The 13,679-nt window shown below is 65.9% G+C and carries 13 protein-coding genes and 1 pseudogene; 9 read left to right on the forward strand and 5 right to left on the reverse strand.

All coding sequences use genetic code 11. The features are described 5' to 3' along the window. Positions 1-320 precede the first annotated feature (320 nt). Entirely contained in the window at positions 321-1,271 is a 951-nt protein-coding gene (locus tag CTA01S_RS01630) for a hypothetical protein (RefSeq protein WP_062191389.1), read from the reverse strand. 1 nt (position 1,272) lies between these two features. Next, a complete protein-coding gene (locus CTA01S_RS01635) occupies positions 1,273-2,499 on the reverse strand; it encodes a hypothetical protein (protein WP_062191392.1) in 1,227 nt (408 codons plus the stop codon). Between the two features lie 246 nt (positions 2,500-2,745). On the opposite strand from CTA01S_RS01635, the gene CTA01S_RS01640 reads away from it, so the two are divergent. From CTA01S_RS01640 to CTA01S_RS01670, 6 genes are all read left to right on the forward strand, one after another. Then, positions 2,746-3,093 (forward strand): helix-turn-helix domain-containing protein, encoded by a 348-nt coding sequence (locus tag CTA01S_RS01640; RefSeq protein WP_062191395.1) that lies wholly within the window; start codon positions 2,746-2,748, stop codon positions 3,091-3,093. A 77-nt stretch (positions 3,094-3,170) separates the two neighbouring features. Then, positions 3,171-4,004: an ImmA/IrrE family metallo-endopeptidase gene (locus CTA01S_RS01645; RefSeq protein ID WP_062191480.1), complete on the forward strand. Its 834-nt coding sequence runs from the start codon at positions 3,171-3,173 to the stop codon at positions 4,002-4,004. A 298-nt stretch (positions 4,005-4,302) separates the two neighbouring features. Continuing rightward, complete coding sequence (locus CTA01S_RS01655; RefSeq protein ID WP_062191401.1) at positions 4,303-8,916, forward strand: PDDEXK-like endonuclease domain-containing protein; 4,614 nt, start codon at positions 4,303-4,305, stop codon at positions 8,914-8,916. Positions 8,917-9,237: 321 nt separating this feature from the next. Further along, a complete protein-coding gene (locus CTA01S_RS01660) occupies positions 9,238-9,711 on the forward strand; it encodes a DUF2924 domain-containing protein (protein ID WP_062191404.1) in 474 nt (157 codons plus the stop codon). Between the two features lie 29 nt (positions 9,712-9,740). Continuing rightward, positions 9,741-11,138, forward strand: coding sequence for a recombinase family protein (locus CTA01S_RS01665; RefSeq protein ID WP_157451272.1), 1,398 nt, complete (start codon positions 9,741-9,743; stop codon positions 11,136-11,138). Continuing rightward, complete coding sequence (locus CTA01S_RS01670) at positions 11,135-11,617, forward strand: hypothetical protein (RefSeq protein WP_062191411.1); 483 nt, start codon at positions 11,135-11,137, stop codon at positions 11,615-11,617. The genes CTA01S_RS01665 and CTA01S_RS01670 overlap by 4 nt, the downstream gene beginning before the upstream one ends. A gap of 9 nt (positions 11,618-11,626) precedes the next feature. Here CTA01S_RS01670 and CTA01S_RS16840 read toward each other — a convergent pair whose 3' ends face one another. Genes CTA01S_RS16840 through merT form a run of 3 tightly spaced genes read right to left on the reverse strand, consistent with a single transcriptional unit; the run spans position 11,627 to position 12,524 of the window. Next, positions 11,627-11,848, reverse strand: coding sequence for a GDCCVxC domain-containing (seleno)protein (locus CTA01S_RS16840; RefSeq protein ID WP_082371571.1), 222 nt, complete (start codon positions 11,846-11,848; stop codon positions 11,627-11,629). Continuing rightward, complete coding sequence (gene merP / locus CTA01S_RS01675) at positions 11,845-12,138, reverse strand: mercury resistance system periplasmic binding protein MerP (RefSeq protein WP_053822775.1); 294 nt, start codon at positions 12,136-12,138, stop codon at positions 11,845-11,847. The genes CTA01S_RS16840 and merP overlap by 4 nt, the downstream gene beginning before the upstream one ends. 11 nt (positions 12,139-12,149) lie before the next feature. Then, on the reverse strand, positions 12,150-12,524 hold the full coding sequence (merT, locus tag CTA01S_RS01680) for a mercuric ion transporter MerT (protein ID WP_053822774.1): 375 nt from the start codon (positions 12,522-12,524) through the stop codon (positions 12,150-12,152). A 41-nt stretch (positions 12,525-12,565) separates the two neighbouring features. On the opposite strand from merT, the gene merR reads away from it, so the two are divergent. From merR to CTA01S_RS01695, 3 genes and pseudogenes are all read left to right on the forward strand, one after another. Then, complete coding sequence (gene merR, locus CTA01S_RS01685) at positions 12,566-12,979, forward strand: mercury resistance transcriptional regulator MerR (RefSeq protein WP_053822773.1); 414 nt, start codon at positions 12,566-12,568, stop codon at positions 12,977-12,979. Between the two features lie 182 nt (positions 12,980-13,161). Continuing rightward, positions 13,162-13,425, forward strand: a complete 264-nt coding sequence (locus tag CTA01S_RS01690; RefSeq protein WP_062191415.1) for a helix-turn-helix transcriptional regulator — start codon at positions 13,162-13,164, stop codon at positions 13,423-13,425. An 11-nt stretch (positions 13,426-13,436) separates the two neighbouring features. Next, positions 13,437-13,679: pseudogene (locus CTA01S_RS01695) on the forward strand (hypothetical protein); the annotation flags it as partial.

The following is a 13,679-nucleotide window of genomic DNA, read 5'->3' on the forward strand; positions in this document are numbered from 1 at the left end:
CCTCCTCAGCCGCGTTTGAGCCGGTCACAGCCGGCGATGGCGCTCCACACGAGCACGACGAAACCTGTGGCCCAGGCCAGATAGATCAGATCCATCGATTGCCTCCTGATCAAAACTTCTGAGGCAGGCATCGTCCTGAAACCGATATCAAGACGGCATTCGATTGATGGCGTCCATATCAAGATCGCATCAAGATCGAGCGTCAGCGGTGAACGCGCCGCGCGGTTACCCCCATCAGATCGGCTGCCGGACGAACGAGGCTGGAGATTGACGCAGAGCAGATCTCCGCGGCCGCTGTATGGGCCCTGCCTTGGGCGCGCTCAGCCCTCAGAGATCGCGCACGGCATCGAGTACAAGCCCGCGCGCTGCTGCGTGACCACGAGCGTGCGGTAAGCAAAGAGCGGCCCTTCGGCTTCCGACTTGCCCTTGTCGCGCGCCTTGACCTTGAACACGTCGATGGGCTTGTCACTGTCGAGCCCGGCGCGCTGCATGATCTGTTCGGCCGTACGCGGCTCGCCCTTGAACGACCACAGCGCCCGGAACACAGCAGCCTGCGCCTGGGTGAGATGGATCGGGCCGTGCGGCCCCTCGGGCAGCGTGACCCAGCGGAAGTCGGCGGAGAACGGCCCCTTCACCGGCGTCGTGGGATCGCTGGCCTTCGGGCTTGGTGGCTCCCCCGGCATGCCGATGAACGCGATGCCGCCCGCGTAGAAGGCGAAGCGCTCCTCCAGCGCCCACCACTCCACGCCCGGACCGAAGGGTGAGCCGCGCGTCTCGCGGGGCTTCGGCGTGATCACCCGGACGTTGCGACCGGCCACGCGCACGCGCTCCAGCAGCGCCGGTTCGCGCCACAGCCTCACGATGTCGCGTGCGAGGAGCACCGGCGAGCGCCGGCAATCCCCCAGCCGCCACACGCCGTCGCCGAGGTCGTCGACGCCATCGCGGCTATCGATGGCAAGGGCCAAGCGCAGTTGTTGGTGCAGCCATGTCTCGTTGAGCCGAATCGCCGCGCCATCATCAGGCACGAGCGGTACCGGCCCGCAGTCCGGGCAGCGGCACAGCCGCCCGCCGCGGCCGTCGCCGAACACCGGTGCCCGATGCAGCAAACAATGCGGGCACGGCACGAAGGATTGATCGATCACCGCCGCCTGGATCGCGCACCCCAGGTGCGGCAAGAGCGCCACCTCGCGCGGCGACAGCGTGGCGCGCAGCACCGGCGTGCCGCTGGCGAACAGCCGGCAGAGGAACTGCCAGGCCTCGTGCGCCGACATCTCACGCGCCCTCGGCGGCCGGTGTGCCAACGGCGCCCGGCGGCAGGGTCTGCGCGCTCAGGGTCTGGCCAGGGCGCAGGATGCCGATCCTCACCAGGTAGCGCTCCAGCTGCGCTTGCAGCCTGGCATCGAATTGGTGCAGGTTGAGCCGTCCGCGGCTCGTGACCTCGATGGGCACCACGCGCGCCCGGGGGCGTCCCGGCTCGGGCGGGTAGTACAGGTTGATCTGGGCGGCCAGCACCGCCCAGCGGCCTTCCAGCGGGCCCGGCAGGTGCTCGCGCAGCAGTTCATGCACCGAGCGGTGATGGCTGGCCTGCATGGCCGTGCACTCGATCTTCAGATCCCCGTGCGGGCTCAGCAGCGTGAGCGACTTCAGCTGCACCAGCGAGAAGCCGTCCTCGAACACCTCCGGCACGTCGAAGCCCGTGCGCAGCGCCGACAGGTCCAGCGCCGGGGCCTTGATGCGCTCGGGCGTGGCCTCGACACCGAGCACATGCTCGGCGAAGGCCTGCACCAGCATCTGCTGCACCTTGTGGCCGCCGCGCGCCAAGGTGCGCACCACGCCCGTGGCTTCGGCGTACTCCAGCACCATGTGGATGTTCGGATTGCCCACGCGCTGCTTCAACACCACGCCTTCGAACTCCAGCCGCAGCATGGCCAGGTCCTTGACGTGCACCGTCAGCAGGTGGACGCCGGGGCTTCTCGGCACCAGGTAGGCCACACACCCCTCGCCGCACTGCCGCTCGCGCTGGTAATAGGCCGAGATCGCCTGGCGCAAGCCAGCCAGGGCCACCTCCGTCGTGATCGGAGGGCGCCGCACCCCCAGGTCGTACTGCTGCGCCTGGGCGCTGTGGTGCGCCCAGAAGTCGAGATCGCTGGCGCGTTCGAACAGCGCCCGGTGCCGCACGTACAGCCAGAACGAGCGATGCAAGTCGCTGTGGCACAACGCCAGCCCCGTCACCACGGCCGGATCGGACAGCGCCGCCTCGAACATCGCCTGGCAGCCGGCGGCATCGCCCAGCGCGACACTGGCCATCAGCTCGGCCGTCATCCGGTCGCGCGCCAAGGTGTCGCTCCAGGTCTTGATGGCCTCGATCACGACCTGGTTCGGCGGTGCGTCCGGCTGCGGATCCAGCGCTGGCAGCGCCAGCCCATGGCCGGCGAGGAACTGGTGCAGGGTCTCATCCGGCGGCAGCGCCTGCAGCACGTCGACATAGGTCTTCTTCATCGCGTCTCGGTCCTTTCCCTGAAGTGGCGTCGAAGGTCTGCGGACCGAGGATTCGGGCACGCGGGCCGGCCGCCATTGACTGAACGGATATCACACAAAAGTAAGGCAGCGTGATACAGCGCGATTGTGTCCCTCCCTGACTTGCCTGTCAAACGCCGTGGCACATCTGGCGCTCACGTGTATCACGGCGCTATACTGTCGGACTGCATTCCAACACTCCCCCGTGATTCGAGACAGGACATCGCCATGGCTTCCGCGTTTGGATCTCGCCTGCGGCGATTTCGCGAGGCGAAGAAGCTGACCTTGCAGCAAGTGGCCGACGCGGTCGGCTGCACCAAGGCCTACATCTGGGAACTGGAGATGAAGGAGGGCCAACGCCCCTCGGCCGAGCGCGTGCAGGCGCTGGCCAAGGTGCTGGGCGTGACCATGGAGGACATCATGGGCGAGCCCATGCCCCAGGTGCCCGAGGCCAGTCCCGAGGATGTGGCCTTCTTTCGCGCCTATGCCGGCATGACCGAAGCTGAGAAGGACCGGGTGCGCCAGGCGCTGAAGATCATCTTTCCGGACAAGGATCTGCCGGAAACCAAAAGGTGAACACGCCCCCGGCCCTCAACGGCGCGATCGCCGCCAACAAAGTCCACCACTGGTTGCGGGCTTGGTATGGCGCGGACGTGCCCGAGGCCGTCGATCTCGATGTCGTGCGGCAGATGCTGCCGACCACGCCCTACGGCAAAGGGGTTCGGGAGATTCGTCCGCCGGTGCAGTTCAACGACGATGCCTTCGAGGGCCTGCTGGCGCGGGACCCCGGTGACCCTGAGGTCTGGGGTATCGCCTACAACGGCACGGTCAGCCCGCAGCGCCAGCGATTCACCATTGCGCACGAGCTGGGCCACTTCGTCCTGCACCGCGACCAGCAGTCGCGTTTCAACTGCGACAAGGACAGCGTCCACTCCGGCCACGAGACGATGCGTCTGATCGAGCGCGAAGCCGACGACTTCGCCGGCAATTTGCTGATGCCCGGCGATCGGCTGCGCGAGTGGATCTCGAACCGACGCATCGATCTGCACGTCCTCAGTGCCATTGCCAAGCGCTTCCAGGTCTCGTTCGAGGCGTTGTGCATCCGCTTCATCAAGTTCACCCCGCAGCGCGCCATCTTGGTCTACTGGGACAACGGCTACGCGAAGTACGAATGGCGCAGCAGCAGCGCCGTGAGAACCCGGGCGCGCATCCGGCGCACCGGCGATCCGCAAGAGCCGTTACCCGGCACGCTCGCCGCCGACGCGAGCGTCGAGCAGGCATGGGACGGCGTCGAGATGTCCGCCGCGATCTGGTGCCCGGAGGAGGCACCCCACATGAAGCTGCGCGAGTTCAAGCACAGCTACGCCTCGAGAGATCGCGTCCTGACCCTGCTGCTGTTGGAGAGCGCCGAGCCGCGCGCTTGGGATCGGTCGTGGCAGGACAAAGAGATCTCTGCCAGCCACGCCGAGTTCTATGCTTCGAGATAGCGGAGGACGTGCGACATGATCGTCTTCAGGGAACACCCCGTCGTCCAATTACGCTTCCTGCTGTGGAGATACTTCTTGAGGCACCGACCGAGTCCAACGTGATGCCGCGAGTCAGACGCACGACCGAAGCTGCGAGCATCAAACTCACGCCTGAAGTCAGGCGTGCGTGGGCTGGTGCCGCTGAGGCTGAACGTCGCTCGCCGGCCAGCGTGTTCGAGGTCGCCATCCTCAAGCACGTCAAGCGCCACCACATGGCCGTGCCCGCTGCGGCCAAAGAGGAACAGCCGAGGGAGGACTGATGCCGACAACCCCGCAACACGGTTTGCTTACACGCCTGCTCGATTACATCGTCGAGCAGGGCAAGGAGATCGACCCCAGGGCCTACGTTCTCACAGGCGCCTCCGACTTCAGGCGCTTCCCAAAGGACCTGGCCGGGCTGCCCGGCGTCGACCTCGATCGCAAGGTCGAAGGTGACCACATCTGGCTGCAGGTTGCGCGCCTCGAGTCCACCTCACCACCTGCTCCTGACGAGGAGGCGAGGCCCTATATCATCTATTCCGACGATCCGAGCGGGCCCGTGCCGACCCTCAACGAGCAGGCGCTGCAACATCGATTCGCAGCTGACAGACGCTCGATGAGTGAGGAGGTCGCGGCCACTCGCGACAAACATCGCCGCGAGCGCGTTGCGAGAGTCTTGACGGCCTACACACCGCTTTGGCAGGCCTGGGCCGAAGGGGAGAAACCCCGGCGCCGCACTATCGCACTCTATGGCGATCTCTTCATGCTCAAGGGTCGGCTCGAAGCCGAGGAGACCTCCAACCCATCGGAACTGGTTTGGGGCATGGGCGTGTCGGCCTGGAAGTTCACCGGCACGCGCACGGAGGACGGAAACGGCGAGGGCGTCAGCGTCGACTACCAGTACCCGCTGCTGACACAAGTCGTCGAGATCGACCTCGACCCCCAGACGCACACGATTTCGGTGCGCCCCAGGGCCGTGGCCCCGCGCCTGGAGTTCGACGCCTTTGGCGCCTGTCAAGTCATGGGAGCGGCCGAAGTCGAGAAGCAGGCCAAGGTGCTCCTGGAGACCGACTCGGAGCGCACGCTCACGCCATTCGACATCGGAAGCTTCGAGCCCATCTTGAAGCTCGCCGCCGGAAGCCTCGACAAGGCGGGGCGCTACGACCCAGCCTATCAGGGGCTACCCACTCCGTCCGACCAACTGCTGGTCACGGCCGGCTGGGTGTTGTTCGTTCGTCCGCGCTCGGCCAACTTCCTGGTCGAGGACATCCGTCGTCTGAAAGAACGCCTGCAAGCAGGCGATGCGATACCTGCCGGCCCTGCTTGCCTCGTGACGCCGCCCTCTGATGAGGTCGTCAAGTACGAGGCCATCTCGTTTCGAGGCCTGTGCAGCGGCAGCAGGGCCAAGGGTGAGCCGCGCGAACTCTACTTCCCGCTGCCCTATAACCAAGAGCAGGAGACCATCGTCGAGATGCTCGAGCGCGCTCCTGGCGTCTGCGTCCAAGGGCCGCCGGGCACCGGCAAAACGCACACGATTGCCAACATCATCTGTCACTACCTCGCCACTGGGCGTAAGGTGCTGGTGACCTCCAAGGGCGAGCATGCGTTGTCCGTACTGCAGGAGAAGATCCCGGAGAACGTGCGGCCGCTGACAGTGGCGCTGCTGTCAGGCGACAAGGAAGGGATGCGGCAGTTCCAGGCCTCCATCGAGGCCATCATCCACAACCTGTCGCAGCTCAACACACGCGCCATACAAGACGAGATTGAGCGCTGCAAGCAGCTGATCGACGCCGCACACGCCGAGATCGCCCGTATCGACAAGCGCGTCGACCAGATTGCCGTTCAGCAGTTGGCGGGCATCGAGGTCGATGGCGTGCAGATGCGCGCGCAGAAGATGGCCGAGCTGGTCGTCTGCGGCCAACAACAGCACGACTGGTTCGACGACGATCTGACGCTATTGCCGGAGCACGCCCCGCCCCTGAGCGACGCCGAGGCACAGACGCTCAGAGATGCCCGCCGCCGACTGGGAACCGACCTCATCTACGTCTCTTCACGGCTGCCCTCGAGCTTCGGGCTCTTGCCTACCGAAGAGGTGGCCAAGCTGCACGACGCTCTCGTGGGTATTCGCGAAATCGATGGTGCTGAGGCCGACGGCGAATTGCTGGCGCTGCGTGCCTTGACGCCCGAGGTGCTCGATGAAGCCCGCCGCATGCTCGCGGCAGTCGACCAGGTGCTCAAGATCGTGCACCACCTGGAAGAATTGGAGAGCCCCTGGGTCTTCGATCTGCGAACCAAGTGCCGACGCCCGGACTTCGCCAGCGAACAGGATGCGCTGAAGGCACTGCTGGCCGAGGTCGACGAACTGGTGCAGGCTCGCGCGGCATTCCTGCAGCGGCCTGTGGCGTTGCCCGCTGAAGCATTGGGCAACCCGAAGGTCGTTCAAGCCATCGAGCGGGCGCGCGAGACGGGCAAGCCCTTCGGGTTGATGAGCTTTGGCAACGGTGATGCGAAGGAACAGGTGGGTGCCATCCGCGTGTCCGGACTACCGCCCCAAGCAGTCGAGGACTGGGTACATGTGCATCGTTATGTGCGATTGCACGAGAGGGTACTGTCGTTCTCCGTGCGATGGAATCAGTTCGCGCAGGAACTCTCGGTGCCTGAGGTCAAGGCTGACGTAGAGGCGCTGCGCTCGACCGAGCGGATTGCGCTCGCGGCGAAACTGGCGCACGAACTGGCGATCGCCCACGACGCCAATCTGGCTCGCATGGCCGAGAAGGTGTTTCGCGAGCCGCCGAAGAACGAACTCCTTGGCGGCTCGTCTCAACTGCAGACGGTGCGCGAACATCTACGCCGCCACCTCACGCGCGCCGAGCTCGCGACTGCCGCCGCGCAGCTCGCCATTCTCCAGGAGAAGCTCGCCGGCACTTCGGGGCCGGTGGTCGAGCGGCTGCGCGCGTTCATCGACTCGCAGCTCGGCAATCCCGAAGTCGCCACCGAGCGCATCGTGGCGCAGTATGCGGAGATCATCGGTGAGATCAAGCGCGTCGAGTCGCTGTCGTCGAGCCTGGCAACCGTCAACGACCTGTGCGCGCGCATCGAGCGCGCCGGGGCGATGAAGTGGGCAGCCCGCCTGCGTTCTCAAGTACTCCCGCCCACCGGCGACGACGAGGTGTTGCCTGTCTCATGGCGCGATGCCTGGAACTGGGCACGCATCAAGAACCACCTCGCAACCATCGAAGCCCGCGATGAACTCCTGACGCTCGCACAACGCCGCCGCGACCTCGAGAGAGTGCTCGCTCAGCAGTACGAGCAGTTGGTGGCCAAGTCGGCGTGGCTTGAGACAAAGGCCCAGGCATCAGCCAGGGTGCTATCGGCCCTGGAGAGCTACCGTGTGGCCATCCGGAGGATCGGCCAAGGCACCGGGCCCAACGCCACCCGCTATCGACGCGACGCACAAAAGGCGATGCTCGACGCTCAAGGCGCCATTCCCTGCTGGATCATGAGTCATGCCAAGGTCTCCGAGAGCATGCCGGCCCAGCTCGGTGTCTTTGACCTGGTCATCGTGGACGAAGCCAGCCAGTCCGACCTCTGGGCATTGCCAGCGGTGCTACGTGGCAAGAAGATCCTGGTGGTGGGCGACGACAAGCAAGTATCACCGAGCGGTGGCTTCATCTCGGCAGCCAAGATCGCAGCGCTCCGAGAGCGCTTCCTCTCTGACCAACCTTACGGGCGGGACCTGACTCCCGAGAAGTCGCTGTACGACATCGCGTCCACCGTCTTTGCGGCCGAGCGCGTGATGCTCGCGGAGCACTTCCGTTGCGTGCAGCCCATCATCGCCTACAGCAACAAGACCTACTACAAGAACCAGATTCGACCCCTTCGCGTGCCCAAGGCCTCTGAGCGCATCGACCCACCGCTCGTGGACGTATTCATTGAGCAGGGGGTGCGGGACAACCGGGACGTCAACCGGATGGAGGCCGAGTTCATCGCAGCTGAGATCGAGGCCATCCTGCGTAACCCCAAGCTGCGCAATCGCACGATCGGGGTCGTGTCGCTCTTGGGGCCAGAGCAGGCCAAGTTCATCTACAACTTGGTGGTCAGCCGGGTGGACCTGGCCGAACTCGAGCGCCGCAAGTTCGCCTGCGGCGACGCCTACGTGTTCCAGGGCAGCGAGCGCGACATCATGTTCCTGAGCATGGTGGCCGACGCCACCCGCCATCACGCGCTCTCCGGACAGATCTTCGAGCAGCGATTCAACGTCGCCGCCAGCCGTGCCCGCGACCGTATGTACCTCGTACGCTCAGTCAAGCTCGGTGAGCTGTCGATGACGGACGTCCGGCGCACGCTCGTCGAACACTTCACCATGCCGTTGGATGGCGGCGAGGAGGAAAGGAGCCTCGTCGACCTGTGTGAGTCTGGCTTCGAGCGCGACGTGTATTCGTCGCTCGTTAATCTCGGCTATCGCGTCACGCCTCAGGTCAAGGTTGGTGCCTACCGCATCGACATGGTGGTGGAGGGAGCGAACGACACGCGCCTTGCTATCGAATGTGACGGCGACGAGTTTCATGGCCCGGACCGCTGGCCGACAGACATGCAGCGCCAGCGCATACTCGAGCGCGCCGGTTGGGTGTTCTGGCGGTGCTTTGCATCGACGTGGTCGCTGCGAAAGGACGAGGTGCTAGCCGAACTCAAGGCACGGCTCCATGCAATGGGCATCGAGCCGCTTGGGGCTCTGGAGCGCATACCGTCGGTTGTCGAGAGTCGTGTTTGGTCGATGCCAAGCGCTGATACAGGTGACTCTGGCGAAAGAGAATCGATTGCCGATGATGCCGACGTTTCGATCGTCGGCGCGATGACCGCAGGTGGAGGAAATTCCAGCACTGCGGGACTGTGACTCCCAAACCCGCTCTTGCGAGCACATTCCCGCCAAAAGCCGTTACGCGAAGCCCCTTGGATTCCTAGCATGAGCGGCGTTTTCCATCCGAACGCCGACCATGCACGAACTCGAACCCCGCTCCCCGGCCCTCGAGGCTGATCGGCCTCGGCACGCGCACCAAGAGATCGTCGATCTGCTGGCCTGCGCCCTGCTGCGGCTGCGCGCGCGCCCCTTTCCGCCATCTGGCCATATCGCCACCGACAGCGACTCGGTTGGCCTTGGCTTGTGCGGTCCACAGCGCGTGAATGCGAACCCCGATCACGCACGAGGAGTTCGCCGATGACGACACACGCAAGCCCTGCAGACCCGACCACCGTCGCCGCCCGCGTCGCCCAGTTGCCCCACCTGCCGATGGACAGCCTCTGGGCGCTGTGGGACGAGTACTTCGAGGAGCGGCCCAAGCATCACCACCGCACCTGGCTGGAGAGCCGGCTCGCCTACAAGATCCAGGAGCGCGCCTTCGGCGGATTGAAGCCCGCGACCCGCCGCAAGCTCGAGGAGATCGGTGAGACGGGCATCCTGCCGCGCCAGCTTCGCCACGACGCGAATCGGCTGCTGCCGGGCACCGTGCTCACGCGGATCTTCGACGACGTCGAGCACCGGGTGCTGGTGCGCGGGCCCAATGACTTCGAGTATCAGGGGCAGCGGTTCAAGAGCCTGACGGCCATCGCCCGCCACATCACCGGCACGCATTGGTCGGGCCCCGCGTTCTTCGGCCTCAAGACCAAGCACGGCCAGAAGGAGCCGGCATGAGATCACAACGGCCCGTGTCCTCGTCGACCATGCCGACCCCAGGTCCCGTCACGCCATCGAGGCGCTGTGCGGTCTACACCCGCAAGTCCACCGACGAAGGGCTGGAGCAGGAGTACAACAGCCTGGAGGCACAGCGCGATGCGGGCCTGGCCTACATCGCCAGCCAACGCCACGAGGGCTGGATCGCCGTCGAGGAGGGTTATGACGACGGCGGCTACTCCGGCGGCCATCTCGACCGCCCGGCGCTCAAACGGCTGCTCGCCGACATCGAGGCCGGCAGGATCGACATCGTGGTCGTCTACAAGATCGACCGCCTCACGCGCAGCCTGGCGGACTTCGCCAAGCTGGTGGAGGTGTTCGACCGCAACGGCGTCTCGTTCGTGTCGGTCACGCAGCAGTTCAACACCACCACCTCAATGGGTCGGCTCACGCTGAATATCCTGCTGTCCTTCGCCCAATTCGAGCGCGAGGTCACCGGCGAGCGCATCCGCGACAAGATCGCCGCCTCCAAGGCCAAGGGGCTCTGGATGGGCGGCATGCCGCCGCTGGGCTACGACGTCGTCGATCGCAAGCTCGTCGTCAACGAACGCGAGGCCGCACTCGTGCGTGACATCTTCCGGCGCTACGCCGAGCATGGCTCGGCTGCACGGCTGGTGCGGGAGATGGCGGTCGAGGGGCACACCACCAAGGCCTGGGTGACCCAAGGCGGGCGCCGGCGCACGGGCCGACCCATCGACCAGCAGTTCATCTTCGCGCTGCTGCGCAACCGCATCTACCTGGGTGAGATCCGCAACCACGGCACGTGGTATCCCGGCCAACACGAAGCGATCGTGCCGCAAGACCTGTGGGACGCCGCGCACGCTTTCATCGCGCGCCGCAAGCAGGCGCCGCGTGAACACCGGGCCAAGCATCCGGCGCTGCTCGCGGGGCTGCTGTTCGCGCCCGATGGGCAGCGCATGCTGCACACCTTCGTCAAGAAGAAGAGCGGACGCACCTACCGCTACTACGTCCCCTACCTGCACAAGCGCCGCAACGCGGGCGCGAGCCTGGCGCCGGACGCCCCGGACGTCGGCCATCTGCCCGCGGCCGAGATCGAGAACGCGGTGTTGACGCAGATCCACGCGGCGCTCTCGGCGCCGGAGGTGCTGATCGGCACCTGGCGGGCGTGCCAGCGCCACCCGGCGGGCGCCGCCCTCGACGAAGCGCAGGTGGTGGTGGCGATGCGACGCATCGGCGACGTGTGGGCGCAGTTGTTTCCGGCCGAGCAGCAACGCATCGCGCGGCTGCTGATCGAGCGGGTCCAACTGCATGAGTACGGACTCGACATCCTCTGGCGCGAGGACGGCTGGCTGGGATTGGGGCCCGAGATCGGCGCGCATCCCTTGGTCGGCGAGTGCCGCACGCCTGCCGAGGAGGTCTTGACATGACCCGCTCGCCTCCCGATCCGACGCCGAACTCCCGCCGTCGCGCGATCCGCGTCGAGGTCGGCCACGATGCACGCAGCTACGTCAGCGACGGGCAGCGGGTGACCCTGGTGCCCCTGACGATCAAGCGGAGGCAGAACCGCAAGCTCCTGATCCCGCCGACGGCCGAGTCCGCCGCTGCGACCGCGGGCGGCCTGGATGCGCCGATGATCAAGACGCTCGGCAAGGCCTTCTACTGGAAGCGGCTGCTCGAGGAGGGGCGCTATCCCACGACGACCGACCTGGCCCGCGCCCTGAAGTTGGAGCCCGGCTGGGTGGCCGAGGTGCTGCGCCTGACCCTCTTGGCCCCCGACATCGTCGAGGCCATCCTGGACGGACGCCAGCCCCGGCATCTGAATCTGCACACGCTGCGTGGCCGCCAAGACCTGCTGCCTCGCGACTGGGGCGAGCAGCGTCGGCTGCTGGGCTTTCCTTCAGCTTGAGACTGGCGCTCAGCTGGCGCAACAACTACCTCTGCCACGCTCCTGGATTGGTGGGCACGGCACAGTGCCGTAGGAGCAATAGACGCAGCAGTCCCCGGGCTTGGGCTTGAGTATGGCGTGGCAGGCCTCGCACTCATAGAACCACTGGCAGGCATCGGTAGGCATGGTCTCGGTCTTGGTGTGACCGCACTCCGGACAAGTCAACGTCGATTCCAGAACGACGGCAGTCACTTCACGCTCCCGACCACCGTCGAGGGGTAGCCAGCATCCTGGGTCGCCCGCGTCAGCGCCTCTACATTCGCCCGCGCGTCGTCGAACGTCACGGTCGCCTGTCGTTTGTCGAGGTTCACGTCCGTCTTGGCCACGCCCGGCACCTTGCCGAGCGCCTTCTTGACCGTAATCGGGCAGGCGGCGCAGTTCATGCCCGGCACTGACAGGGTGACGGTCTTTGTCGCGGCGATGACTGGCACGCTCACGATCAGGGCGAGCGTCAGCATCGGAAAACCAAGCAATCTCTTCATAAAACCTCCGTTCAGTAAAACCAGGGCGCGACCAGCGGGAAGCCGAGCGCCACGATCACCAGGGCGACCACGATCCCGAACAGCAGCTCGTAGCCGCGCCGAACCGACGGCACCGCGCAGGCCTGTCCGGGTTCGCACGCCGGGGCTTTCGCCCATATGCGTCGCCCGGCGAGGAACAACGCGACGAGGGCCGCGCCGATGAAGATCGGGCGGTAGGGTTCGAGGGCCGTCAGGTTGCTGATCCATGCCCCTGAGAAGCCCAGCGTGATCAGCACCAATGGCCCGAGGCAGCAGGTCGATGCGAGGATGGCCGAGACGAATCCGGCCGCGAGCGCCGCACGGCCGCCTCCGGTACTGCCTTGCGCAGTTGGGGTGTCTGGTTTCATGGAGTAAGCTTACTTCCGTACTTAAGTACGGAGTCAAGACCATGAACAGCACGCCCGAGATCGAGGCGATGACGATCGGCGCGCTGGCGCGCGCGGCTGGCGTCAATGTCGAAACCATCCGCTTCTACCAGCGCAAGGGGCTGTTGCCCGAACCAGATCGGCCGCAGGGAAGTATCCGCCGTTACGGCGCCGACGAGCTTGGCCGCGTCCGCTTCATCAAGTCGGCACAGCGGCTGGGCTTCAGTCTCGACGAGGTGTCCGAACTGCTCAAGCTCGAGGACGGATCGCACTGCGCCGAGGCGCGTGCGCAGGCTCAGCGCAAACTCGTTGACGTTCGCGAACGACTGGCTGACCTGCAGCGCATCGAAGCGGCGCTGTCCGAGCTCGTGCAGCGCTGCAATGCCATTCGCGGCCGGGTGCGCTGCCCCTTGATCGCCGCCTTGCAGGCGGAGTGACGCACAGCCGTCCTTGACTGATCCTCGACCATGACGGCGGGCCTTGTGCCCGCCGTTTTCGTATCGGCGAGAACTTTGGCGAACCCGAAGTTCCCGCGTGGTTCGCCATTCGGTCCCTCCAAGGTTCGCCACCCGAAGCCTGCAATGACACCTGTTCCTCAACAGCGTCATAGGAGGCTTCCATGCCGACAACGGCAAGCACCATCACCCGGTCGCCGGTCGATGCGATCAACAGCCTGTCTCCCGGCGACCGTCGGGTCCTCAACGAAAACGAGCTCGCGCAGCGCTGGGGCCTGAGCCCCAAGACCCTGCAGCGCTGGCGCAGCGAAGGGCGGGGCCCGCGCTACCTGAAGCTGTCCAAGCGCGTCAGCTACCCCCTGGAGTCGGTCATCGAGTTCGAGCGTGGCGCCCTGCACGACTCGACCTCCGAGCGCGCGGCGCGCTGAAGGGGGATGCGATGAGCGATTTGACCCTCTACCCCGCCGACATCGCCGCGATGTCCGTCGGCCAGCTGGCTCAACTCCCGCCCGCCCAGAAGGCGGAGATCAGCCGCAACCTCGACGAAGCGCTCGCCTGGCTCAAGCAGGCCCGCGCCAAGTTCGACGCTGCGCTGGAGGCCGCCTACGGCGAGCAGGCCCGTGCTGCCCGCCTCGAGGCGGGCAAGGACTTCGGCGTCGTGCACCTGAAGGACGGGCTGCTT

This window comes from Caldimonas taiwanensis NBRC 104434, from assembly GCF_001592165.1.
GTDB classification, from domain to species: domain Bacteria; phylum Pseudomonadota; class Gammaproteobacteria; order Burkholderiales; family Burkholderiaceae_C; genus Caldimonas; species Caldimonas manganoxidans.